The organism is Caulobacter segnis (genome assembly GCF_003243465.1).
Taxonomy (GTDB): domain Bacteria; phylum Pseudomonadota; class Alphaproteobacteria; order Caulobacterales; family Caulobacteraceae; genus Caulobacter; species Caulobacter segnis_A.
In genome coordinates this window covers 1-24336 of sequence record NZ_QFQZ01000056.1, presented here as the reverse complement: position 1 = coordinate 24336, position 24336 = coordinate 1, and the positions used below count along the sequence as shown (strand labels likewise).

General features: G+C 67.1%; 19 protein-coding genes and 2 tRNA genes. 6 read left to right on the top strand and 15 right to left on the bottom strand.

The genetic code is table 11. The annotated features are described in order from the left end of the window. Nucleotides 1-6 precede the first annotated feature (6 nt). The gene (locus DI526_RS16190) at nucleotides 7-1503 is read right to left on the bottom strand and encodes an MFS transporter (RefSeq protein ID WP_304280148.1); all 1497 of its coding nucleotides are present in this window, start codon (nucleotides 1501-1503) and stop codon (nucleotides 7-9) included. A gap of 261 nt (nucleotides 1504-1764) precedes the next feature. On the opposite strand from DI526_RS16190, the gene DI526_RS16185 reads away from it, so the two are divergent. Then, nucleotides 1765-2826 (top strand): LacI family DNA-binding transcriptional regulator, encoded by a 1062-nt coding sequence (locus DI526_RS16185; protein WP_304280146.1) that lies wholly within the window; start codon nucleotides 1765-1767, stop codon nucleotides 2824-2826. Here the strand turns inward: DI526_RS16185 and DI526_RS16180 are convergent. Both DI526_RS16180 and DI526_RS16175 read right to left on the bottom strand, forming a co-directional pair. Continuing rightward, a complete protein-coding gene (locus tag DI526_RS16180; protein ID WP_304280144.1) occupies nucleotides 2823-4463 on the bottom strand; it encodes an alpha-amylase family glycosyl hydrolase in 1641 nt (546 codons plus the stop codon). The genes DI526_RS16185 and DI526_RS16180 overlap by 4 nt on opposite strands. Next, entirely contained in the window at nucleotides 4439-6259 is a 1821-nt protein-coding gene (locus tag DI526_RS16175; RefSeq protein ID WP_304280142.1) for an alpha-amylase family glycosyl hydrolase, read from the bottom strand. Before DI526_RS16175 ends, DI526_RS16180 begins: the two co-directional genes overlap by 25 nt. Nucleotides 6260-6552: 293 nt before the next feature. Between DI526_RS16175 and DI526_RS16170 the strand changes: the two genes are divergently transcribed. Then, the gene (locus DI526_RS16170) at nucleotides 6553-9276 is read left to right on the top strand and encodes a TonB-dependent receptor (protein WP_304280141.1); all 2724 of its coding nucleotides are present in this window, start codon (nucleotides 6553-6555) and stop codon (nucleotides 9274-9276) included. A gap of 69 nt (nucleotides 9277-9345) precedes the next feature. On the opposite strand, the gene DI526_RS16165 is transcribed toward DI526_RS16170, so the two are convergent. Both DI526_RS16165 and DI526_RS16160 read right to left on the bottom strand, forming a co-directional pair. Next, complete coding sequence (locus DI526_RS16165) at nucleotides 9346-9669, bottom strand: hypothetical protein (protein WP_304280139.1); 324 nt, start codon at nucleotides 9667-9669, stop codon at nucleotides 9346-9348. Nucleotides 9670-9935: 266 nt separating this feature from the next. Continuing rightward, nucleotides 9936-10011: transfer RNA gene (locus DI526_RS16160), tRNA-Ile, on the bottom strand. Nucleotides 10012-10161: 150 nt separating this feature from the next. On the opposite strand from DI526_RS16160, the gene DI526_RS16155 reads away from it, so the two are divergent. Next, entirely contained in the window at nucleotides 10162-10926 is a 765-nt protein-coding gene (locus DI526_RS16155) for an SIMPL domain-containing protein (RefSeq protein WP_304280137.1), read from the top strand. A gap of 37 nt (nucleotides 10927-10963) precedes the next feature. Here DI526_RS16155 and DI526_RS16150 read toward each other — a convergent pair whose 3' ends face one another. The 8 genes from DI526_RS16150 to glmU form a co-directional block, all read right to left on the bottom strand. After that, complete coding sequence (locus DI526_RS16150; protein ID WP_304280135.1) at nucleotides 10964-11422, bottom strand: hypothetical protein; 459 nt, start codon at nucleotides 11420-11422, stop codon at nucleotides 10964-10966. 3 nt (nucleotides 11423-11425) lie between these two features. Further along, the gene (gene panD / locus DI526_RS16145) at nucleotides 11426-11782 is read right to left on the bottom strand and encodes an aspartate 1-decarboxylase (RefSeq protein ID WP_010920154.1); all 357 of its coding nucleotides are present in this window, start codon (nucleotides 11780-11782) and stop codon (nucleotides 11426-11428) included. Nucleotides 11783-11927: 145 nt separating this feature from the next. After that, the gene (locus DI526_RS16140) at nucleotides 11928-13718 is read right to left on the bottom strand and encodes a long-chain-acyl-CoA synthetase (protein WP_304280124.1); all 1791 of its coding nucleotides are present in this window, start codon (nucleotides 13716-13718) and stop codon (nucleotides 11928-11930) included. Nucleotides 13719-13900: 182 nt separating this feature from the next. Next, nucleotides 13901-15280 carry a class II 3-deoxy-7-phosphoheptulonate synthase gene (locus tag DI526_RS16135; RefSeq protein WP_304280121.1) on the bottom strand — a complete coding sequence of 460 codons (1380 nt, stop codon included), beginning with the start codon at nucleotides 15278-15280 and terminating at the stop codon, nucleotides 13901-13903. A gap of 112 nt (nucleotides 15281-15392) precedes the next feature. Next, on the bottom strand, nucleotides 15393-16628 hold the full coding sequence (locus tag DI526_RS16130) for an O-antigen ligase (RefSeq protein WP_304280119.1): 1236 nt from the start codon (nucleotides 16626-16628) through the stop codon (nucleotides 15393-15395). Next, a complete protein-coding gene (gor, locus tag DI526_RS16125) occupies nucleotides 16625-18025 on the bottom strand; it encodes a glutathione-disulfide reductase (protein WP_304280117.1) in 1401 nt (466 codons plus the stop codon). The genes DI526_RS16130 and gor overlap by 4 nt, the downstream gene beginning before the upstream one ends. A gap of 54 nt (nucleotides 18026-18079) precedes the next feature. Then, nucleotides 18080-18766: a ribose-5-phosphate isomerase RpiA gene (gene rpiA / locus DI526_RS16120; RefSeq protein WP_304280115.1), complete on the bottom strand. Its 687-nt coding sequence runs from the start codon at nucleotides 18764-18766 to the stop codon at nucleotides 18080-18082. After that, complete coding sequence (gene glmU, locus DI526_RS16115) at nucleotides 18763-20142, bottom strand: bifunctional UDP-N-acetylglucosamine diphosphorylase/glucosamine-1-phosphate N-acetyltransferase GlmU (protein WP_304280113.1); 1380 nt, start codon at nucleotides 20140-20142, stop codon at nucleotides 18763-18765. The genes rpiA and glmU overlap by 4 nt, the downstream gene beginning before the upstream one ends. Nucleotides 20143-20212: 70 nt before the next feature. Here glmU and DI526_RS16110 point away from each other — a divergent pair, with 70 nt between their 5' ends. The 3 genes from DI526_RS16110 to DI526_RS16100 all read left to right on the top strand — a co-directional run bounded on the left by DI526_RS16110 (nucleotide 20213) and on the right by DI526_RS16100 (nucleotide 22558). Further along, on the top strand, nucleotides 20213-20926 hold the full coding sequence (locus DI526_RS16110) for an HAD-IA family hydrolase (protein ID WP_304280109.1): 714 nt from the start codon (nucleotides 20213-20215) through the stop codon (nucleotides 20924-20926). A 46-nt stretch (nucleotides 20927-20972) separates the two neighbouring features. Further along, nucleotides 20973-21047: transfer RNA gene (locus tag DI526_RS16105), tRNA-Val, on the top strand. A 335-nt stretch (nucleotides 21048-21382) separates the two neighbouring features. Then, nucleotides 21383-22558: a tyrosine-type recombinase/integrase gene (locus DI526_RS16100; RefSeq protein ID WP_304280106.1), complete on the top strand. Its 1176-nt coding sequence runs from the start codon at nucleotides 21383-21385 to the stop codon at nucleotides 22556-22558. 391 nt (nucleotides 22559-22949) lie between these two features. On the opposite strand, the gene DI526_RS16095 is transcribed toward DI526_RS16100, so the two are convergent. Both DI526_RS16095 and DI526_RS16090 read right to left on the bottom strand, forming a co-directional pair. Next, nucleotides 22950-24176 carry an NAD(P)/FAD-dependent oxidoreductase gene (locus tag DI526_RS16095; protein WP_304280103.1) on the bottom strand — a complete coding sequence of 409 codons (1227 nt, stop codon included), beginning with the start codon at nucleotides 24174-24176 and terminating at the stop codon, nucleotides 22950-22952. Between the two features lie 54 nt (nucleotides 24177-24230). Next, nucleotides 24231-24336: hypothetical protein (locus tag DI526_RS16090; protein ID WP_304280159.1), on the bottom strand; the 106-nt coding region annotated here is incomplete at its 5' end.

Here is a 24336-nt window from a genome sequence, read left to right as displayed (position 1 = left end):
AAGGGATCAGGCGGGCTGGACGTCGCGAACCGCGAAGGTCGCCAGGGCCGCGATGACCAGGGAGGCCGCGCCCAGCACGAGCGCGTAGATGGCCTGGCCGCCGAAGAAGGTCTTCAGCAGCAGGCCCAGCACCGTCGCCGCCAAGAGCTGCGGAATGACGATGAAGAAATTGAAGACGCCCATGTAGACGCCCATCTTCCGCGCCGGCAGCGCGCCGGCCAGGATCGAATACGGGGCCGAGAGGATCGAGCTCCAGGCGAAGCCGACGCCGATCATGCCGATCCAAAGCAGGCCGGGCTGGCGGATCAGCAGGAAGGACAGCAGGCCCAACGCGCCCAGCACGAGGCACAGGGCGTGGCTGGCCTTGCGGCTGGTGAGCCTGACCATCAGCGGGATCAGCAACGCCGCCAGGGCCGCCACGCCGTTGTAGACGGCGAACAGCACGCCCACCCAGTCGGCGCCGTCGTTATAGGCCTTCGATGCGGTGTCGGTGGCGTGGAAATGGACCGCCGCCACCGCGGGCGTGGTGTAGATCCACAGCGCGAACAGGCCAAACCACGAGAAGAACTGCACCACCGCCAGCTGGCGCATGGTGACGGGCATGCGGAAGACGTCCTCCAGCACCTCGGAAAAGCCGTTATCGGTTCGGCCCAGGCGCTTGAACCGCGCGCCGGCTACCCCCGCAACGCCGAACGCCAGCAGCAAGGCGGCGAGCACGTAGAGCTCCACCTCCAGGCGGCCCACCCAGACGATCGCAGCCAGGGCCAGGCCGGCCAGCACGCCGCCGACGCCCAGGGTGAGATAGGCGTTGACGGAGGGCGCGGGCGCCTGGCGCGGGCCAAGGTCCCTGGCCTCCTCGGCCTCGAAGACCTGCAGTTGCTCGGGCGGATATTCGCGGGTCGTGAAGACCGTCCACATCACCGCCGCCAGCAGCCCCGCGCCGCCGACGTAGAAAGCGATCCTGACCGCGTCAGGGATCTGGCCCGCCGGGGCGACATTGGAGACGTGGAACCCGTTCGTCAGGATCCACGGCAGGGCCGAGGCCAGCACCGCCCCCACGCCGATGAAGAAGCTCTGCATCGCGTAGCCGGTGGCCCGCTGCTCGTCGGGCAGGTTGTCGCCGACGAAGGCGCGGAACGGCTCCATGGTGACATTGATCGAGGCGTCCATGATCCACAGCGCCACCGCCGCCACCCACAGGGTCGGCGAGTTCGGCATGATCAGCAGGCCCAGGGTGGTCAGGATCGCGCCCCAGAAGAAATACGGTCGCCGGCGGCCCAGGCGCCCCCAGGTCTTGTCGCTGAAATGACCGATGATCGGCTGGACCAGCAGGCCGGTGGCCGGCGCGGCGATCCACAGGATCGCCAGGTGGTTCACGTCGACGCCGAGCGTCTGGAAGATGCGGCTGGTGTTGGCGTTCTGCAGCCCGAAACCGATTTGGATTCCGAAGAACCCGACGCACATGTTCCAGATCTGCAGGAAAGTCAGCCTCTGCCTGGCCATTGGTCTCCACCCCGTCACGACCGGTTGAGTCCGATCCGTTTTCGCAATATTTTGCAAAAGCTGCGCAAGGCCTATTTGCACACGACCCCCAGCGCATTGCAACGATAAATAAGGATTTTATCCGGGATTACCGACGGCGACCTTTGAAGATCGCCCCCACATCGATAGCCCACACGCTTATAGTTTGCACAATTTTTCATTGCATGAGAGAGCATCGTGGCCGAAGGCGCGGCGGTTGCAAATCTCGCCGAACCAGGCCTTATGGCCGATGAAAAACTTTGCAGAAATGTTTGCGATAAGGCGTTGGGGACGGTGAGCAAGGGCGCGACACGACTTGAGGACCTGGCCAAGCTGGCTGGCGTTTCGATCTCCACCGCCTCGCGGGCGCTGAACGACAGCCCGGCGGTCAACCAGCGCACCAAGCAGCTGATCTGGAAGCTGGCGCGGGAGATGGACTACCCCTTCCGCCGCTACATGCCGGCCGGTCCGATCGGCGCCGAGGCCACGATCGCGCTGGTCACGCCCCGCCCCCAGGGCCGAGACAGCGGCATGTCCGATCCGTTCTTCCTCGAGCTGCTGGCCGGTGTCGGCGAGGCGGCCAAGGAACGCGGCTGCGACGTGATCCTCAGCCACATCGCGCCTGCCAATTTCGAGGATCTGGCGGCGGCGATGAACACCAGCCGGGCCGAGGGCGTGATCTTCCTGGGCCAGAGTTCGCTGCACGCGGCGTTCAACCGCCTGGCTGAGACCGAGACCCGCTTCGTCGTCTGGGGCGCACAGTTCCCGGACCAGAATTACTGCTCGGTCGGCTCGGACAACATCCAGGGCGGCCGCCGCGCGACGCTCCACCTGGCCCGCCTGGGTCGCAAGCGCATCGTCTTCCTGGGCGACACCGAGGCGCCGGAAGCCATGCATCGCAACCGCGGCTATCTGGAAGCGCTCGATCAGGCCAAGCTGGGCGTCGATCCGGACCTGATCGTCCCCGCCCACTTCGAGGTCGAGTCGGCCGAGGCCGCCGTCGATAGCCTGATCCACCACGGCATCCAGTTCGACGGCGTGGTCGCCGCCTCGGACCTGATCGCCCTCGGCGCTATCCGGGCGCTGAAGCACGCGGGCCTGTCAGTCCCAGGCGACGTCTCGGTGATCGGCTTCGACAACGTTCCCTTCAGCCGCTACGCCAGCCCGGCCCTTTCGACCATCGCCCAAGACACCGCCAAGGCCGGCCGGCTGATGGTCTCCAAGCTGCTGGACAGCGGCGAACGCGCCAGCCGGTCAGAGCGGGTGCCGACCGACCTGATCATCCGCGAAAGCTGCGGCGGCTAGGCCCGTCGCGCGACCAACCCGGCGCAGACCGGCATCTCGCCCTCGGCGCCCAGATTGACGCCGTCGAGCAAAACCCAGCCGTCGGGAAGCGACCAGGCGACCGATTCAAAGCCCAAGTTAAAGGCCAGCAGAAGCGCGTTCGCCCCCTCCCCGCGCTGGAAGATCAGCAGCGGGCTGTTGGTGTCGATGAAGGTGATGGCGCCGGTGCGCAGCGCCGGATGCGCGCGGCGCAAGGCGATCAGGCGACGCGCGACGTGCAGGGTCGAGGCCGGGTCCGCCTCCTGCGCGTCGACCGCCAGCGACAGGTGCTCGGGATCGACCGGCAACCACGGCTCGACCGAGGAGAAGCCGGCGTTCAGCGCAGCGGCCCGCCAGGGCATCGGCGTGCGGGCCCCGTCGCGGCCCAGGGTCTGGGGCCAATTGGCGATCGCCTCTGGATCTAGCAGCCGCTCGAACGGGACGTTGGCCTGGGGCAGGCCCAGCTCCTCGCCCTGATAGACGAAGACATTGCCGCGCAGGCCCATCAGCAGCAGCAGGCACATCTCGGCGAAGGCCTTGCGGTCGCGCCCCTCGGCCCAGCGCGATACCGCACGCGGCGCGTCGTGGTTCGAGAAGGTCCAGGACGGCCACCCTTCCCCCGCCTCGCCAGGCCACATGGCCGCGCCCTGCGGGATCATCTCGGCCGCCAGCTTGTCGGCGTAGAGATAGAGAAAGCCGTAGGCGCTGTTCAGCCGGTCGTTCCCGGCCGTGAACAGCTTCATCTCGCGGTCGGCGTGGTCGCCGCCGACCTCGGCCACCAAGAAGCGCCCGCCTGCCGCGTCGGTCAGCGCCCGGATCCGCGACAGGAACTTCGGAATGTCGGCGTGGCTCTGGTTATGGATCTTGTCCTGGAAGTCGAACGGCCGCGTCCGCTTGCCGCCCGGCGGCAGCGGCGGATTGTCGGTCAGCGCCGGGTCGTGCATCGAGAAGTTGATGGCGTCGAAACGGAATCCGTCCACGCCCTTGTCGATCCAGAACTGAGTGACGGCCAGCAAGGCGTCCTGGACCGCCGAGTTATGCAGGTTCAGCTGCGGCTGGCTGCTGAGGAAATTATGCATGTAGTACTGGCCGCGGCGGGCGTCCCAGGTCCAGGCCGGGCCGCCGAACACCGACTGCCAGTTGCTGGGCGGACTGCCATCGGGCTTGGCGTCGGCCCAGACGAACCAGTCGGCCTTGGCGTTGGTCCGGTCCTGCCGGCTCTCGACGAACCACGGATGCTCCTCCGAGGTGTGCGAGAAGACCAGATCGATGATGATCTTCAAGTCCAGCGCGTGGGCCTTGGCGATCAGGGCGTCGAAGTCGGCCAGGGTCCCGAAGATCGGATCAACGTCGCGATAGTCCGAGACGTCGTAGCCGAAGTCCTTCATCGGCGACTTGAAGAACGGCGACAGCCATACGCCCTCGACGCCCAGCGAGGCGATATGCTCAAGGCGCGCGGTGATCCCCGGCAGGTCGCCGACGCCGTCGCCGTTCGAGTCGGCGAAGCTGCGCGGGTAGACCTGATAGATCACCGCGCCGCGCCACCACTCGCTCATCAAGGTCTCCGCACGGGGCTTGGCAAGAACGTCGACAGTCACGGTTGTCCCTCGGAAACGCATAGCATGTAGTCCAGCGGCGCGAGCTCTATCGAATAGCTGCCCGGCGCGCGGACGCTCGCCTGGCAGGCGCCATGCAAGGCGCGCCAGGACTCCGAGCCGACCTCAACCGGCACGTTCGCCTTGATCGGCTTGTCGCTAGTGTTGAAGACAGCCAGAATCTCAGCCCCGCCCAGCAGGCGCGAGAAGGCGAAGAGACCCGGCTGCTGATCGGCGACGCGCGTCACCTGGCGGCCCGCGCGGAGAGCCGGCGTCGCGGCGCGCACCCGGCCCAGCTCGGCGATGCGGCGGTAGAGCACACTTTGCGGATCGAAGGCCGACCTCGGCCCCTTCGCCGGCGTCCCGATCAGCCGATTGTCGTTGTAGCTGGCGACTTCGCTCGGGAACATGTCCTCGCGCGCGTCGGCGTAGTCGCCGTCGCCGGTGAAACCCTGCTCGTCGCCGTAATAGATCGTCGGGACGCCCCGCGCCGCGAACATCAGGGCGTTGGCCAGGGTCGCCCGCGCCAGCAGCTCCGCGTCACCGATCCCGGGCTGCGTCTTTTGCAAGAACCAGCCGATGCGGCCCATGTCGTGGTTGCCCAGGAAGGTCGGCAACTGGCGCGCCCCGGTCTCGCCACCCTCGTAGACAGTGTCGGCGGCGAACACCCGCGCCAGGCGCTCTGGTCCAGCCCCGCCCGAGACCACGTCCATCACCGCCGCCTGGAAGGCGAAGTCCAGCACCGCCGGAAGCTTGTCGACCCGCGTATGGCTGGCCAGGATCGCCACGTCCGGATCGAAGACCTCGCCGAAGATGTGGAAGTTCGGAATCCCTCGCGCCTTGGCGCGGGCCAGCATGGCCGGAACGAACGCCTGCCAGAACTCAGGATTCACATGGCGGGCGGTGTCGATGCGGAAGCCGTCGATCCCGAAGTCGTCGATCCACTTGCCATAGATCTCGATGAAGCCCGCGATCACGCGCGGATGCTCGGTGAAGACGTCATCCAAGGTCGCGAAGTCGCCCAGCAGCGAGCTCTCGCCCGCGAACGTGCTGTCGCCCCGGTTATGATAGTAGATCGGGTCGTTCAGCCACGCGGGCGCTTTGGCCTGCTCCTGCCCCGACGGAACATAAGGCGTATAGGCCCAGTCCGGCCGCTTGAGCTTGGAAAAGTCCTTGCCGTCGAAGCCGGCGTTGATCGCCGGACCGGCCGCCCCGCTCTTCCGGGCATAGGGATAGTCGGCGACGCCGCGATAGGGACAGTGGCCGTCCGGGCACTCGCGATACTGGATCACGTCGGCGGTGTGGTTCACGACGATGTCCATATAGACCTTCAGGCCCCGCGCATGCGCCGCGTCGACCAGGGTCTTGAAGTCGGCCTTAGTCCCGAAGTGTGGATCGACGTCGGTGAAGTCGGTGATCCAGTAGCCGTGATGCGCCGCCGACTCGTGGCCGGGCGCGCCCTGCACGGCCTTGTTCTTGAAGATCGGCGCCAGCCAGATCGCCGTCGCGCCCAGGCCCTGGATGTAGTCCAGCCGCCGCGTGACGCCCTTCAGATCGCCGCCGTGATAGAAGCCCGCCCGCGTCGGATCGAAGCCGTCGACCAGCGGCCCGCGATCAGGCCCGCCATGGTCGCTGCTAGCGTCGCCGTTCTCGAAGCGGTCCGGCAGCAGGAAATAGATCACCTCATCCTGCGGCTTGCGCGCCTGATACGAGGCCTGCGCCGCCGAGGCCTGCGACGCCGAGGCCTCGACCGCGGACGCCAGCGCGCCGCAGACGCAAAGCGCCGCGAGCATTCCTCGCCATGGCGTCGATCCCGACATCACCCCTCCCGCCGGCAGCGCAAAGCGCCGCGCATTTGTTTGCAATAATTTGCAGAACCGATCGCAAGGTGTCAATGCATCAAGAGACACCGCTAAATCAGACGATTTTGGCCCGCCGGGCGTCAATACGTGGGACTTTTCCGCCACACAACAGTGCCCAAAGCCCCTCAGACACCCGCCCCATCCAACGCGATGAAATTTTTCAGTTGCGCTATTCTCATTAATTTGCAGTAATTTTCACCAACGGCCCGCCGCACGGAGAAAGCGCAGCGCCGACAGGGAGGGAGAAGCTGATGAGCACTGCAATTTCACGCCGCCGCGCCTGGCTGATGGCCGGAGCTGCCACGGGCCTGGCGCTGACCTTCGCGCTGGCGGGCCAAGCCCAGGCGCAGACCGCCCCCGCGCCGCAGGACAATGCGCAAGTCGAGGAAGTCGTCGTCACCGGCATCCGCCGCGGCATCGAAGGCGCCATCTCGCTGAAGAAGGGCTCGACCTCGATCGTCGAAGCCGTGTCGGCCGAGGACATCGGCAAGCTGCCGGACATGTCGATCGCCGAGTCGATCGCCCGCCTGCCCGGCCTGACCGCTCAGCGCCTCGACGGTCGCGGCCAGGTCATCTCGATCCGGGGCCTGGCGCCCGACTTCACCACCGCCCTCCTGAACGGCCGCGAGCAGGTCTCGACCGGCGACAACCGGGGCGTCGAGTTCGACCAGTATCCGTCGGAGCTGCTGAGCGCGGTCGTGGTCTACAAGACCCCAGACGCCGCCCTGATCGGCCAGGGCCTGGCCGGCACAGCCGACATGCGCACCGTGCGTCCACTGGCGTTCGGCAAGCGCGCCCTGGCCGTCGGCGCCCGCTACGAGTGGAACGACATCGGCGCCCTGAACGCCGGCACCAAGTCGCACGGCAACCGCTTCAGCGTCTCCTACATCGACCAGTTCATGGATGGTAAGCTGGGCCTGGCGCTCGGCTACGCCCACATGGAGTCGCCCTATCAGGCCGAACGCTGGAACGCCTGGGGCTATCCCACCGACTCGGCCGGCAACCTGGTGATCGGCGGCGCCAAGCCGTACGTGCAGTCCAGCCTGCTGAAGCGCGACGGTTTCATCGGCGTGGTCGAGTTCGCCCCGACCGACCACTTCACCTCGTCGCTGGACGTCTTCTATTCCGAGTTCAACAACCACCAGATCCAGCGCGGCGTCGAACTGCCGCTGGTGTGGGGCGGCATCCCGCTGACCAATCCAAAGGTCGCCAACAGCATGGTCGTCGGCGGCGCCTTCAACGGCGTCAAGGGCGTGATCCGCAACGACGGCAACGACCGTGACGCCACGATCAAGTCGCTGGGCTGGAACAACAAGTGGACGTTCGCCGACGCCTGGACCCTGGTCACCGACCTGTCCTGGTCCAAGGTCGAGCGCACCGACCAGATCGTCGAGTCCTATTCGGGCACCGGCCGCGCCGGCGTCGGCGCCACTGACAACATGACCTTCATGATGGACGGCGACGGCAAAGCGGTCTTCACCTCGACGCTCAACTACGCCGACGCCAACCAGATCAAGCTGACCAGCCCGCAGGGCTGGGGCGGCGACATCATCGCCGGCGGCCAGGACGGCTATCTGAACCAGCCGATGATCGAGGACGAGCTGAAGACCGGCCGCTTCTCGATCACCCGCGATCTCGATCAGGGTCTCTCCAGCGTCGAGCTGGGCGCCAGCTACAGCGAGCGCACCAAGGGCCTGGTCAATGACGAGTGGTTCCTGCGCGCCAAGGGCTCGCCGGCCAGCGTCACCATACCGTCCTCGGCGATCAAGGGGACGACCTCGCTGGGCTTCATCGGCCTAGGCAATGTGATCAGCTACGACCCGTTCGCCCTGATCGCCTCGGGCGCCTACGACCTGGTCCGCAACCCGAACGCGGACGTGCTGGTCAAGAGCTGGGACGTCGAGGAGAAGGTCGCCATCGGCTACCTGAAGGCCAATCTCGACACCGAGCTGGCCGGCCTGCCGGTGACCGGCAATTTCGGCTTCCAGATCGTCCACACCGACCAGAGCTCGACCGCCCTGGGCGCCAGCGGCACCGGCAGCGGCGTCGTCCGCGCCAACCTGTCGGGCGGCAAGAAGTACGTCGACTTCCTGCCCAGCGCGAACCTGCGCTTCGACCTGGGCAACGAGCAGAGCCTGCGCTTCGCGGTCGCCCGCACCCTGGCCCGCCCGCGCATGGACCAGATGCGCGCCAGCAAGACCTTCAGCTACGACCAGGCCAAGGCCGGCAACAGCAACATCAACTTCTCGCCCTGGAGCGGCAGCGGCGGCAATCCCGAGCTCGAGCCCTGGCGCGCCGACTCCTATGACGTCTCGTACGAGAAGTATTTCGGCCGCCAGGCCTATGTCTCGCTGGCCGCCTTCTACAAGGACCTGAAGACCTACGTTTACGACCAGAGCGTGATCTTCGACTTCACCGGCTTCCCGGTCGGCGGCGGCGGCGAGCCGGCGACGCGCCTGGGCCTCGTCACCACCCCGCAGAACGGCAAGGGCGGCGCGGTCAAGGGCGTGGAGTTCGCGGCGTCGATGCCGGGCGCCCTGCTGACCCCGATGCTGGACGGCTTCGGCGCGACCTTCAGCGCGTCCTATACCGACAGCTCGATCCAGCCAAACCCCAGCGACAAGGGCCAGCCGATCCCGGGCCTGTCCAAGACCGTCGCCAACCTGACCGTCTACTACGAGAAGAACGGCTTCTCGTTCCGGGTCAGCGACCGCTACCGCTCCAAGTTCCTGGGCGAGGTCACCGGCTTCGGCAACGGCCGCAACTACCGTATGGTCAAGGGTGAGTCGGTCATCGACAGCCAGGTCGGCTACACCTTCAACGACGGTCCGATGCAGGGCCTGTCGGTGCTGGCCCAGGTCAACAACCTGACCGACGAGCCGTTCACCACCTACCAGAACAACGACCAGCGCCAGGTGATCGACTACCAGCGCTACGGCCGCACCTATCTGATCGGCCTGTCCTACAAGTTCTAGGTCCCCAATCCCTTCCCCAAGCCTTGAGCCCTCGCCGGTCCTGCCCGGCGAGGGCTTTTTCTTTGGCGTCTAGAGCTTCTCGGCCCGCTCGGCCGCGCGGCGCTTGACCACGCTGAACACCAGGGGCAGCAGCTCCCAGCTGAAGGCGCCGACCGCGAAGCCGAAAAGATAGGGCTCGCGCACCGCCGCCCACGGAATGACCGGCAGAGCCGCCTTGACGATGAAGCCCGCGATGATGACGGCCGAGCCCGCGGCGCAGGCCAGCCGGATCGTCAGGTCGCGCAGGGTCGCGCGCTCGGCCACGCTCAGCGCGCCGATCTGCACCAGGCCGTAGACGGCCACGCCGCCCAACGCGCCCACGATCGCGCGCAGGCGATCGGGATCGATGTCCATCGAGGCCTCCTCCAGCCCGGGATCTTGGGATGACGGCTCAAGGGTGGTTCCGATCTGCGCGCCGCGGCCGCAGCTGCGCTCGGATCGCCCTCGCCGTTAACGACTCTGCCTATCGGCGAGGCGGGAGTCGAGGCGGCATGGAGGGCGGTGCGTCCGGTTCTGACGCCGAGTCGCCAAAGGATGCGCGGGTCGACATATTGGAACAAAAAGAGAACAGACATCGCGTGTCGAATTGATGGGTCGAGGCGGCGGCGGGTTGAAAATATTGGTAGGCCTGGAGGGACTCGAACCCCCAACCAGACCGTTATGAGCGGTCGGCTCTAACCATTGAGCTACAGGCCCGCGCGGAGTCGCTTCGAAGCGAACGCGAGCGGGCGGATTAGCACGGGCCGAACGCGGCTTAAAGGTCCGGTTCAGGTTGGAGCTGTCATCGAAGGAACCATAGCTGTCCGGCCACGCTTCGACCGAGCCGGACAGCCCTGGAGAAAAACGATGACCTACACCGCTCGCCGCCCCGCCAAGCTGATGGCCGCCTTCGCCGCCCCCGCCCTGCTGGGCGGCGCCCTGCTGATGAGCGCGGCCGCCCCGGCCTTGGCGCAGACCAGCGCCGACACGGCCTTCAAGGCCACGACCTTCAACCTCTCGGCCTATGGCGAGACCCGCGTGGCGCCGGACATGGCGACCATCACCCTGGGCGTGCAGACCGAAGGCGCGACCGCCGGCGAGGCGCTGAAGGCCAATGGCGCGCGGATGAACCAGGCCCTGGCGGCTCTGAAGAAGGCCGGGATCGCCGAGCGCGACATCCAGACCTCTAACCTGAACCTGAACGCCCAGTACGCCTATGAGCAGAACCAGCCGCCGAAGCTGACTGGCTACCAGGCCTCGAACCAGGTGACGATCACGGTGCGCGATCTCGCCAAGCTGGGCGCAACCGTGGACGCCGCCGTTGGGGCCGGGGCCAACACCGTCAACGGCATCAGCTTTGGCCTGCTGAACCCGCAAGCCGCCGAGGACGCCGCGCGGCTGGAGGCGGTGAAGGCCCTGCAGGCCAAGGCCGAGCTCTACGGCCGCGCCACCGGCTACAAGGCCGTGCGGCTGGTCAATCTGAGCGAAGGCGGCGGCTACACGCCGCCCTCGCCGCCGATGCCGATGATGGCCTTCGCCGCAAAGCGCGAAATGTCGGACGCCACAAGCGTCGCCGCCGGCGAGCTGAAGGTCCGCGTGGACGTCAGCGCGGTCTATGAGGCGGCGAAGTAGACACGGCGAGGCCGCCGCTCCAGCCTCGGAGCGGCGGCTAGAACCCGGCCTTCCTGAAGGCGCGCTCCAGGCGTTCCTTGATCTCCAGGCCCGGCAGGGCGCGCTCGCCCTCCATCACCGCCACGTAGGTCAGGTTACGGGGCGGCTTGCCCTCCCCCGACGGCACGGGACCGACCGCCCAGCCGACGGTGTTGGCGCCCGTCGTGGGGCAGCTGGTGAAGCGCGCCGGCTTGCCCAGGCCCGCCTTCAGCACGGTCTCTGCGTTGGTCTGGGCCCCGTCGCAGGACGGCAGGTTGCGCGAGCAGGTGATATAGCCGCCGCCGCGCCAGACCGTCCGCCCCTCGGCGTCCGCAACAATCACGCAGGTCGACGGCGAGCCGACCGAGCGGCCGATCGCCTGGGTCAGGGCGGCTTCGTCGACGTCCGCCGGCAGCTTGGCGGAGCAGGCCGACAGGCCCACGGCGGCGACGGCGATCAGGGCCAGGCGGCGCGGCATGGCTCAGGCCGCCTTCTTGATCAGGTTGCCCTCGTCCAGCAGCACCACGGTGGGCGCATAGTTGCGCGCCTCCTCGGCCGGCATCTGGCAGTAGGTCACGACGATGACAAGGTCGTTCTTCTGCACCAGGCGCGCGGCCGCGCCGTTGACGCCGATCACCTTCGAGCCGCGCGGGGCCTCGATGGCGTAGGTGGTGAAGCGCGCGCCGTTGGTGATGTTCAGCACGTCGACCTGCTCGTTGGGCAGGATGCCCGAAGCGTCCAGGAGATCGCGATCAATGGCGATCGAGCCTTCGTAATCGAGGTCGGCCTGGGTCACCGTGGCGCGGTGCAGCTTGGCCTTCAGCATGGTCAGAAGCATGGCGGGGAAGTCTATCCCTTTGATTGGACTGAACTCTTTGAGGGCCGCCACACACAAGGCCCGCGGGTCTCACGCAGCGATATAGCCAGGAAGCCCAGGCCGTTCAATCACACCGCGACATGACGCTACGGCAGGACCAGACGGCTCAAAGCTTGTAGCCGCCCGCCGTGAGCTTGGCGAAGACCGTCTTGGTGATCTTCACATAGCCCTTCACCGGATCGCGGAAGTACAGCGGATCCTTGGTCCGCGTGGGATCGAAGCCGTCACCCACGAGGTCGACCTTGCGATACTTGAAGGTGCCGGTGGTCTCGATCGCCCGCTGCAGGCGCAGGAAGATCGGTCGTGCATAGCTGGGCAGCTGCTGATCGACGTGCTCGGCGAAGGCGGCCAGATCAAAGCCGGGATCGGTGACCAGCGCCGCCATGCCGGCCTTGCCGTCCAGGTCGCCGACCTGGACGCCATAGACATTGACCTCGAGCACGTGCTCGACCGCCGCCAGGCGCTCGGCCACCTCGCTGGTGGAGACGTTTTCGCCCTTCCAGCGGAAGGTGTCGCCGATGCGGTCGACGAAATAGATATAGCCGTCGCCGTCCACCCGCATCAGGTCGCCGGTGCGGAACCAGGCGTCGCCCTTCTGGAAGACGTGGTGCAGCACCTTCTTCTCGGTGGCGGCCTTGTCCGCGTAGCCCACATAGTTGGAGCGCGCGTCGCCACCGATATGGCCGATGCACTCCCCGACCTCGCCGGGCGCGCACTCGACGCAGAAGCCGTCTGGACCGCGCACCGGGGTCTCGGTCTCGACATCGAACTTGACCAGGCGGATGTTGAACTTGCCGCGCAGATAGCCGGGCACCCGGCCGATCGCGCCCCGCCGGCCGTCGAAGTTGAACAGCGAGACATTGCCCTCGGTCGCACCGTAGAACTCCAGCACCTCGCCGACCTTGAAGCGGTCCAGCATGTCGTCCCAGACATCCGGCCGCAGCCCGTTGCCGAAGATCAGCCGGATCTTGTGCGCCCGCTCAAGCTCCTGCTCGGGCTGGTTGGCCAGATAGCGGCACAGCTCGCCGATATAGACGAACATGGTGCAGTTCTCGGCGACGATCTCGGGCCAGAAGTGGGTGGCCGAGAACTTCTTGCGCAGCACGATGGAGCCGCCGTTCAGGAGCCCCGCCCCCAGGGCGCAAAGCCCGCCGGTGGCGTGGTAGAGCGGCAGGGTCACGTAGATGCGGTCAGTCTCCTTGGCCCCGGTCGAGCCGGCGAAGCCCCGCATGTAAAGCTGGGCTCGCATGTGCGTGATACGGGCGGCCTTGGGCATCCCGGTGGTGCCGCTGGTGAAGATGTAGAGCGCCGTGTCCTTGGCGGTCAGGCCCTGGCGGGCGGTGGCGCGGTCGGGCCTCAGGGGGCTGCAGCTCTTCAGCGCCTTGGCCAGGTCGCGCTGCTCGCCGTGAACCGGCCCCAGCACCCACTGCTGCATGTGCCGGTCAAGCCGTCCCTTGACGTCCTCGAAGCAAGGCGAGGTCTCCGGATCGACGATGCAGTGCAGGGCCTGGGAGATGTTCAGGCAGTGGGCCAGGGCCGCGCCGGTCAGCTGGTTGTTGATCAGGGCGGTGGCGACGCCGACCTTGGTTAGGCCGTACCAGACGGCCAGATATTCGACGCGGTTGGGCATGAACAGCGCCACCGTCTGGCCGCGCGTCAGCCCCTGCCCCTTGGCCCAGTGAGCGTAGCGGTTGGCCATGGCGTCGAGTTCGGCATAGCTGACCGTCTTGCCCTCGAAGGTGATGGCCGGGCGGTCGCGCCACTTGTCGACGGCGGCCTCAAGGTCGTCGCAGATCAGGTTGGCGCTATCCGGAGCGATCGACTTCACGCGCTTGAGCGTCCGGGTTAACCCCCTGAGGAACTTCACCTCTCGGCGAATCTTCTGGCGCAAACGCATTCATCTCTCCCTTGGAAACAACCATTGGAGAGCCCCGCGCGAGCGGTCAAGCGGCCGTTCGCCGCATCGCAAACCTAACGTCGTTATGGGGAAACGCGCCGTGCGCGGCCGATCACGGGCGCACCGGCCGGCGCGCCCGCTCGCGGAGCGGAGGATCCGCTCCCAGGACCTCGAGCCGGCCTCTAGCCGACGGCCTGGCGACGCTGGTCGTCGCGGGCGGCCTTCAGCTTCTCGGCCACCAGGAAGGCCAGCTCCAGCGCCTGCTCACCGTTCAAGCGAGGGTCGCAGTGCGTGTGGTAGCGGTCGCCGAGGTCGGTCTCGGACACGGCGCGGGCGCCGCCGAGGCACTCGGTGACGTTCTGGCCGGTCATCTCCAGGTGAACGCCGCCGGGGTGCACGCCCTCGGCCTGGGCGATCTCCACGAAGCTCTTCACTTCCGAGAGAATGCGGTCGAACGGACGGGTCTTGTAGCCGGTCGAGGCCTTCAGCGTGTTGCCGTGCATCGGATCGGTGGCCCAGACCACCGAGCGGCCGGCGCTCTTGGTCGCCCGCATCAGGCGCGGCAGGCGGTCGGCGATCTTGTCCGAGCCGAAGCGGCCGTAGAGGGTCAGACGGCCCGGCTCGTTGTTGGGGTTCAAAACGTCGATCAGGCGCAGCAGGTCGTCGCCTTCCATGGTCGGACCGCACTTCAGGCCGATCGGGTTCTTCACGCCGCGCATGAACTCGACGTGGGCGCCGTCCAGCTGGCGGGTGCGCTCGCCGATCCACAGCAGGTGGGCGCTGGTGTCGTACCAGTCGCCCGAGGTGCTATCGACGCGGGTCATGGCCTCCTCGAAGCCCAGCAGCAGGGCCTCATGGCTGGTGAAGAACTCGACGCGGCGCAGGTCCGGCTGGGTGTCGGGCGTGACGCCGACCGCCGACATGAAGGTCAGGGCCTCGGAGATTTTCTCCGACAGCTCGCGATAGCGCGCGCCCTGTGGGCTGTCGCCGACGAAGCCCAGGGTCCAGCGGTGGATGTTGTAGAGGTCGGCGTAGCCGCCGCTGGCGAAGGCGCGCAGCAGGTTCAGCGTCGCGGCCGACTGGCCATAGGCCTTCAGCAGGCGGTCCGGGTCCGGGACCCGCTCGGCCTCGTTGAAGTCCATGCCGTTGATGATGTCGCCGCGATAGGACGGCAGGGTCGCGTCGCCCTGGACCTCGGTCGGCTCCGAACGCGGCTTGGCGAACTGGCCGGCGATGCGGCCCACCTTCACCACCGGCTTGCCGCCGGCGAAGGTCAGCACCACCGCCATCTGCAGGATCAGGCGGAAGGTGTCGCGGATGTTGTCCGCGTGGAATTCCTTGAAGCTTTCGGCGCAGTCGCCGCCCTGCAAGAGGAAGGCGCGCCCCTCGGCCACGTCGCCCAGCAGGCTCTTCAGGCGGCGCGCCTCGCCGGCGAACACCAGCGGCGGCATCTGGCGAAGCGTCTGCTCCACCCGCTCCACGGCCCCCGCGTCCGGATAGTCGGCGGGGATGTGCTTGGCGGGTTTGGCTCTCCAGGCGGCGGGGGTCCAGCGGGCGGTCATGACAGGCTCGATAGCAACTAGGGGCGGCGTAGATACCGCGAATGGAAGCGAAAGGCAAAATCATGCGACAGACTGGCGCCGATAAGCCCAGATGAGAAAGTTCATTGTCGCTCTAACCGGGTGAAGCACCAGTTTTTTGCGCGACACCACAGGCGATCGCAGCCAAGGCGCCGAGCGCCAGCCACCACTCCTGCCAGACGCCGAAGCTGAGCGCCCCGACGACAAGATAGGACACCACGACCGCGGCGGCCATGGCCCCGTCCCGCCGATCCCTCTCGATCCAGCCCAGGACGCCGTAAAGGATCCAGGCGAAGAAGGCCGCGGCCATGGCGGCCCCGAAGGCGCCAAGCTCCAGCCAGATCTGCAGAGGCGCATTGTGGGTATGCAGCGGAATGGCCAGGCCGAAGGTGCGGCTGGCGTCGATCCCCCACCCGCGCATCGGATGGACCAGTATCCGCTCGGCGGCGAAGGCCCAGATGTTCAGCCGGTGGTCCCAGGAGGGCGGAACCAGCGCGTGCAGCCAGGTGAAAGCGCCGGACTGCACGCCCCACAGCACGATGATCGGCGCAAAGATGAACAGCGCCGAGACGATGGGGATCAGCGCCCGGGCGAACGGCTTGCCCGTCAGGCGCACGGCCAGCCAGGTCAGGCCGCCCAGCAGCAGCGCCGCCACGGGCGCGTCGGCGCCGGTGACGTGCGCGCCGATCAGGATCAGGACGAACAGCGCGGCGATCAGCAGGCGGCGCCCCTTGATCCCCGAGGCCTGCAGGACGCGCACGCAAGGCCATAGCAGCAGGACCAGCGGATAGGTCCCCATCGAGACCTTGACCATCGCCAAATCCGGCCGGATCGGATCGCCGCTGGCCTTTCTCACCGCCTGGTAGATCGGCGCGTGCAGCAGGCCGTCGATGCAGGTGACCACGGCCAGCAGGCCGGCGCTGACCAGCATCACCCGCGCCGCGAGCCTCGCCGAGCGGGTCGACATCTGGCCCAGCATGACCACGGCGGAGCCGTAGAGCCCGAGCTGCAGGAAGAGCTTGATGGCCGTGAAGCTCTCCACGGCGCCAAACTTCTTCAGCTTGGCCGGGTCCGGCAGGGCCGGGGTCCAGCTAAGGCTGATCAGCGACCACAGCACCAGCAGCGCCAGGGCGAACAGCGGCAACACCGGCGGCCGCGCGCGGAACAGCCCCGGCGCCGCCAGCAGCCCCACTAGGCTCAGCACCGCGGCGAACTGCTTGGGCGCCAGGTAGCCGAGCAAGGGCGTGGTCGCCATCAGGAAGACGGCAAGACCACCCAGCCAGCGGGTCCGGCGTTCAAAAGCGTCCCTGGGGACGCCGAAGCTCGTCATCCCACGCCGCCGACTTCGACCGGTACGTACTTCTCGCGCATGGTCACCAGCTCCTCGGCGAGGGTCGGGTGAACGGCGCAGGTGGAGTCCCACTGAGGCTTGGTCACGCCCATCTTCACGGCGATGGCGGCCATCTGGATGATCTCGGGCGAGTCCGGCCCGACGACGTGGACACCGACCACCTTCTGGTCGTCGGCCTTGACCACCAGCTTGATCAGGCAGCGTTCCTGCCCGCCGTAGAAGGTGATCTTCATCGGACGGAACACAGAGCGATAGATATCGACCGCGCCGAACGCATGCCGAGCCTCGGCCTCGGTCATGCCGACCGCGCCGACCGGCGGCTGCGAGAACACCGCCGAGGCGACCATGTCGTGATCGAAGGTCGTGGGGTTATTGTAGAACTCGGTCTGGGCGAAGGCCGCGCCCTCACGGATGGCGACCGGCGTCAGGTTGATCCGGTCCGTCACATCGCCGACGGCCCAGATGCTGTCGACATTGGTCTTGGAATAGGCGTCCACCGCGATCGCGCCGCGCTCGTTCAGCTTCACGCCGGCGTTCTCAAGGCCCAGCCCCTTCACATAGGGCTCGCGGCCCGTGGCGAACATCACGGCCTCGGTCTCGAACGTCAGCTCGCTGGTCAGCTTGCTGAGCAGCATGCCGTCTTCCAGCTTCTCGATGCTGGTGTGCGAGCAGCCCAGCACGACCTTGATCCCCCGCTTGCCCAGCTCGTCGGCCAGATGCGAGCGGACGTCGTCGTCGAAGCCGCGCAGGATGTTGGCCCCGCGATAGAGCAGCGTCGTCTCGACGCCCAGACCCGCGAAGATCCCGGCGAACTCGACGGCGATATAGCCGCCGCCGACGATCATGATGCTCTTGGGCAGCTTCGGAAGGTGGAAGGCCTCGTCCGAGGTGATGCCGTACTCGGCGCCGGGGAAGTCGGGCTTCACCGGCCGACCGCCCGTGGCGATCAGAATCTTGCGGGCGGTGTAGGTCCCGGCGTCGTTCGAACTATCCTTGGGCAGCACCTCGACAGTATGCGGGTCGACGACCTGGGCGCGGCCGTGCAGCAGGTGGGCGCCAGCCTTCTGCAGGTTGGTGACATAGATGCCGGACAGGCGGGCGATCTCGACGTCCTTGTCGTGGATGAAGCCCTTCCAGTCGAACTTGGCGTCGCCGATCGTCCAGCCATAGCCCTTGGCCGTCTTCAGCTGGCTGGTGACCTCGCTGGCGTAGACCATGAACTTTTTGGGCACGCAGCCGCGGATCACGCAGGTGCCGCCGACCCGATACTCCTCGGCCACGCCGACCTTGGCGCCGCTCATGGCCGCCACGCGCGCCGCGCGCACGCCGCCGGAGCCCGCGCCGATGACGAAGAGATCGTAGTCGTAGTCAGCCATAACCGGCCTCCGAACTTAACTGGTCGGCTTATGTAGGACGTCAAAGCCCAGGTTTCAGGGGACCATGCGGACCACGCCCTCGTCCGTGCCGACCAGAGCCTCGTCGGCGAGGTCGAGGAACAAGCCGTGGTCGACGACGCCCGTGACGCTCTTCAGAGCCGTCGCCAGGGCGGCCGGCTCGTCGATGCGGCCCGAGGCCATGTCGTAGATCAGGTTGCCGCCGTCGGTGACGACGACGCCCCGCTCGGCCGTGCGCAGGCGCGGCGGCGGCAGGTCGAACTCGGCGGCGATGTCGGCCAGGCGATGGCCGGTGTGGACGTGGCCGAAGCGCACGACCTCGATCGGCAGCGGGAACTTGCCCAGGGCCGGCACGCGCTTGGCGGCGTCGGCGATCGCCACGCAGCGGGTCGAGGCTTCCCAGACCAGCTTTTCACGCAGCAGGGCCGCGCCGCCGCCCTTGATCAAGCTAAGGCCCGGCCCGATCTCGTCGGCGCCATCCACGGTCAGGTCGATCGTCTTGACGTCGTCCAGCGCCACCAGCGGAATGCCAAGCTCGCGCGCCAGGGCGGCGGTGGCGTCCGAGGTCGGCACGCCACGGATGTCGCTCAGCTTGCGGGCCGCCAGCGCCTTGACGAACCAGGCCGCGGTCGAGCCCGTGCCCAGGCCCACCACCATGCCATTTTCAACGAGTTGCGCGGCGGCCTCGCCCGAGGCGCGCTTCTGATCGTCGGCGCTGCTCATTTCGTCTTCGCGTCCTTCTTGGCTTGTTTCAGGGCGCGGAACTTGGTCGCCCATCCCGCCTTGATCGTCTGTTCGGGACGCGCCAGGGCCAGGGCCCCGTCCTCGACGTCCTTGGTGATCACCGAACCCGAGCCGGTCATCGCCCCGTCGCCCACCCGCACGGGCGCGACCAGGGCGCTGTTGGAGCCGATGAAGGCCCCCTTGCCGACATGGGTCGCGAACTTCTCGAAGCCGTCGTAATTACAGAAGATGGTCCCAGCCCCGATGTTGGCCTTCTCGCCTACCGAGCCATCACCCAGATAGCTGAGATGGTTAGCCTTGGCGCCCTGGCCGATCTTGACGTTTTTGACCTCGACGAAGTTGCCGATATGGGCTTCGGGACCGATCTCGGCGCCGGGGCGCAGGCGAGCGTACGGGCCGATCAGCGCGCCCTCGCCCACATCGGCGCCTTCCAGGTGACTGAAGGCCTTGATCACCGCGCCGGTCTCGACGCGGACGCCAGGGCCGAAGACCACGAACTGCTCGACCACCGCGCCGCCGGCGATCCTGGTGTCCCACGACAGATGTACCGTGTCGGGCGCGGGCATGGTGACGCCCTCGACCATCAAGGCGCTGCGGCGCGTCTTCTGCCAGACAGCCTCGGCGGCGGCGAGCTCGCCTTGCGAATTGACCCCCTGAACCGAAGCTTCCGGCGCGAAGGCCGCGCGGGTCACGAGCTTACGATCGTGCGCCAGACCGACGACGTCGGTCAGGTAGTACTCGCCCTTGGCGTTGTCGTTGCGGACATCGGCCAGGAGGCTGAACAGCGCTGAACGATCGGCGGCCAGGACCCCCGAGTTACAGTGCCTGACCTGCTTGGTGGCGAGATCCGCCTCCTTCTCCTCGACGATGCGCAGCAGCACGTGGCCGGGCGCGAGGATCAGGCGGCCGTAGCCGGTCGGATTGTGGGCCTCGAAGCCCAGCACCGCGACATGGGCGCCGCCGGTGATCAGGTCGAACAGCGGCGCGATCACGCCCGCTGTGGTCAGCGGGCAGTCGGCGTAGGTGACGACGACGTCGCCGTCGAAGTCCGCCAGGGCGTCCTTGGCCGCCAGCACGGCGTGGCCGGTGCCCAGCGGCGGGTCCTGGACCACGGTGGCGTTGGGGCCGAGACGCTTGCGCGCCGCCTCGCCGACCTGTGGGCTGTGCGCGCCGACCACGACGATGATCCGCTCGCAGCCCAGCCCCTCGGCCGCGTCGATCGCGTGGTCCAGCAGGGTCCGCCCCGCCAGCCTGTGCAGCACCTTCGGGGTCGGCGACTTCATCCGCGTGCCCTGGCCGGCCGCCAGGATCACGGCGGCGCGCGGACGGACGGGCTTCGAGACGGGGACGGTCATGGCTCTCGCGACTCCCTAGAGGCGAACCAAAGTTTGCATTAGCCGTGCAATTGGCCGAAAGGCCAGACCCATGCACGCGCTTCATGACCTGAACGGGGCGACCATCGCCTTCGATCTCGACGGCACGCTGGTGGATACGGCGCCCGATCTCGTCGGCTCACTCAACGCCATCCTGGCCGAGGAGTCCCTGCCCGCCCTCCCCTTCGACGAGGTTCGGCTGATGGTCGGCCGGGGCGCGCGGGCCCTGCTGGAGCGCGGTTTCGCCGCCGCCGGCGCGCCGCTGGACGCCGAGCACACGCCCCCCCTCGTCCAACGCTTCATCGACCTCTACCTGACCCGCATCGCCGACGAGAGCGCGCCCTTCCCGGGCGTGGTCGAGACCCTGACCGCGCTCAAGGCGGCCGGCGCGCGCCTCGTCGTCTGCACCAACAAGCTGACCCACCTGTCGGTCGCCCTGCTGGACGCCACGGGCCTGACGCCCTTCTTCGACGCCGTGGTCGGCGCCGACAGCGCTCCCGCCGCCAAGCCCGACGGCCGTCACGTCGCCGCCGCGGTCGCGGCCGTGGGCGGCGACGTCGCCCGCGCGGTGATGGTCGGCGACAGCATCAACGACGCCCTCGGCGCCCGCAACGCTGGCGTTCCCAGCGTGCTGGTGTCCTTCGGTTACACCGAGGATCCGGTCGACACCTTGGGCGGCGATCTGGTCATCCACAGCTTTTTGGACGTGCCGCAGGCCTGCATCACGCTATTGGCCTCTTGCCCCGCGCCGAACACCGGGCTATAGGCCCCCTCCTCTCGTGGATCGGTCCGGTTCGGACCCTCCACACGGCGGATGCGTAGCTCAGCGGGAGAGCACCTCGTTCACACCGAGGGGGTCACAGGTTCAATCCCTGTCGCATCCACCATTTCCCCTTATTTTACAGTGGCTTGCGGCGCACCGAACGTGCCATTTGCCGCGCCGTCGCCCCAGAAACCCCAGTTTCGAACCCTCCAACCCGCGAGCCGAGCACTTGCGACGACTGGGTTTCCGAGGCTGTGAAGAAATTGGGGCGTCCGAAGTGCTCTCCTCCTTGGAAAAGGCCAGACTTCCCCAGCTTCTCGCCGCCCGCTGTGCGCGTGAGCTTCTTTCCTATTCCCGGAGCTTCCACGGCAGCTCGAGCGCCTATGAGCGCCGCGACTTCGACCTAGGTTGAACATCGCCTTGGGCCGGCATCTGCCGGCGTCGCTTGCGAGTTCCGCCATGCCGCGTCCAACCAAAGGTCCCCGCCTTTACCTTCGTCCGGCCGCCGCACAAAGACGAGCCAGGCCCTGCTACGTCATCCGCGATGGACGAGCGGAAATCAGCACGGGGTGCGGGCCCGATCAGCAACGAGAGGCCGAGCGTACACTCGCCAGCCACATCGCCTCCAAGCTGGCCCTGCCGCCGGCCGATCCTGACCGACGCCAAGATCCGACGCGCGTCCTGGTAAGAGAAGTCCTCTCCCTTTACGCCGCCGAGCGCGCGCCCGAGTTGGCCGTCGATCAAGCCTCGATGGACGGATGGATCGCCCACCTCCGCGCCTGGTGGGGCGACAGCACCTTGAGCTACGTGCGACGATCGACCTGCAAGGCCTATGTCGCCGACCGAACGCGGGAGACCGCGCTGGTTGGCGGGCGTCGGACCAGTCGACCCGTCTCGGATCAGACGGCCCGGCGCGAATTGGAGGTGTTGTCGGCCGCGATTGGCTATTGGGACGCCGAGGACAGACTTCTCTATCGCCCCCCGGTTTGGCTGCCGCCCAAGGCGGAAACCCGGCGCAACGCCCTGAGCCGCGCAGAGGTCGCGGCTCTGCTCAAGGCGACTTTGGGCTGGCGCCTCGAACCTGATGGCGGCTGGACGCGGCTGGGCGCCTCGGCCATCGCCAACCGGGCCCATCTGCGTCGCTTCTTGCTCATCGCCCTCTACACCGGCTCTAGGACCTCGGTGGTCACCAGTTTGAGCTGGAACAGGAGCATGACTTGCGCTTGGGTCGACCTTACCAAGGGCCTCCTTTACCGACGCGGAACCGCCGAGCGGGACATCGCCAACAAATCACGCCCACCAGCCAAACTGCCTCCTCGCCTCCTAGCCCACATGCGGCGCTGGCATCGCCATGACGTCCAAATCCACGCCGACGACGCCGACAAGGTAATCCACCACGGCGACCAGGGCGTCTCGGGTGTCCGGAAGGGGTTCTCAGCCTGCGTCGCCGATGCGGGCTTGTCCAAGGCCGTCACGCCGCACTGGGTGCGTCACACCGCCGCCACTCTGCTTATGGAGGCCAATGTCGACATATGGCTGGCGGCCTCCTACCTGGGCATGAGCGCGATGATGCTCGAGCGTCACTACGCTCACCATCGACCGGATTTCCAGCGCGTCGCCAGGAGCGCGCTCTAGATTGCCGACAGACGGTTGCGCCAATTGCTGCCGTCGGCGCGCCTCCAAGAACACGGCGTTCAGAGAGGGAGTGCGCCCCGCGTTCGCGGCAACGCAAGGGTTCCTGAGCCGATGCACTAGAGGTAGATCGGTTCTGACATCTCCGCGCGCCGTCCACCTCGATGCCAAGGCATGGGACCGTGCTCTCAAGCTCCGCGCGTACTAACAGAAGGTGAGATCCAAGAAGAGCGGATTGGAGCGCGGAGCGAGAGAGGGGACGAAGGTCGCCCCATCATGGGCGACGACAACCATTCCAGTATCTCGGAGACCTTGATCCACGACAGGCGGCTGCTGGGTTCAACGTTCTCGGCAAAGTCCAACATCGATTACTCCGTGGCAGACCGATCACCCGTCAGGCTACAACGACCTTCATCGACACGGTCGTGTCGGAAAGCTTGGCCTTATCGACAGGGGCTTGGGTGAGGACGAGCTGCTTGCCCATCATGAACTCCGGCGGGGCGTTGACCGCGGCGACCGATCGCACCACGTCGCCCTTCATATAGAAGACAGCGAACACGCTGCTGTCAGGGTACCCGCGCACCACGACGTCATCGGTGTCCAGGGCGTAACCAGCGATCTGCAGTTTCAAGTCGTACTGATCCGACCACTGCCAGGGGCATTCAGGCGCCGGCCTTGGCCGCCCAGTGATAGCGGCTGCGGCCTGCTTGGCCTGCTCCAGGGCGTTGGGCACGCTCTCCAGGCGCAGCATGCGTTCGTAGACCGGCACGGGACGCTGGGCCACATCTCCGATGGCGAAGATGTTGGGATCGGAAATGCTGCGCGCGTCCTGATCGACGACGACGCCGCTGGCGCATTCGAGACCGGCCCGCGCGGCCAATTCGTCATTTGGCCTGGCGCCGACCCCCACAACGGCGACGTCGCAGGCAATCTGGCGTCCGTCAGCCAATTGCACCGCGCGGATCCCGCCCTGCTCGCCGACGAACCCCGCCACGGAGGCGTTGAGTTCGAGGCGCACGCCCTTGGCCAGGTGCCGAGCCTGGAAGAAGTCCGAAAGCGTCGTGCACGCCACGCGCGCCAGCATCCGGTCCTCGCGTTCGATCACCACGACCTTAGCGCCCAGCGAACGCGCCGAGGCGGCGACCTCTAGCCCGATATAGCCGCCGCCCACGACGACCAGGGTCTTCCCCGCAGCCAAGCGCAGCTTGAGAGCCTCGGCGTCGGCGGCCGTGCGCAAGCTCAGGACGCCATCGAGATCTGCGCCTTCGACAGGCAAACCGATCGGCCGAACGCCGGTGGCCAGGATCAGCGTGTCGTAGGCAAGACTGACGCCATCTTGGAGCCGCACGGTTTTGGCGGGGCGATGGATGCGGGTCGCCTTGACGCCCGCTCGAAACTCAATGTTGTGGGCGGCGTAGAATTCCAGGGGCTTTAGCGCCAGGCTCTCGGCGTCGGCTTCGCCCTTCAGCCACGCCTTGCTAAGCGGCGGTCGCTGATAGGGCGCGATCGGCTCCTCTCCGATAAGCGCAATGGGACCCGTATGACCGTATTGGCGAAGAAACGCCGCCGCGGAACCACCCGCGTGCCCCGCGCCCAGGATCACCACCCTACCGTTGGACATGTCCGACGCCCTTTCACCAATTACCGCCCCAATCGAGGGAAGGAAGCCTCAGCTCTAGAACGTCACCACGGTCCGGATGCTCTCGCCCGCGTGCATCAGGTCGGAGGCCTTGTTGATCTCTTCCAGCGGCAGGACATGGGTGATCATCGGGTCGATCTGG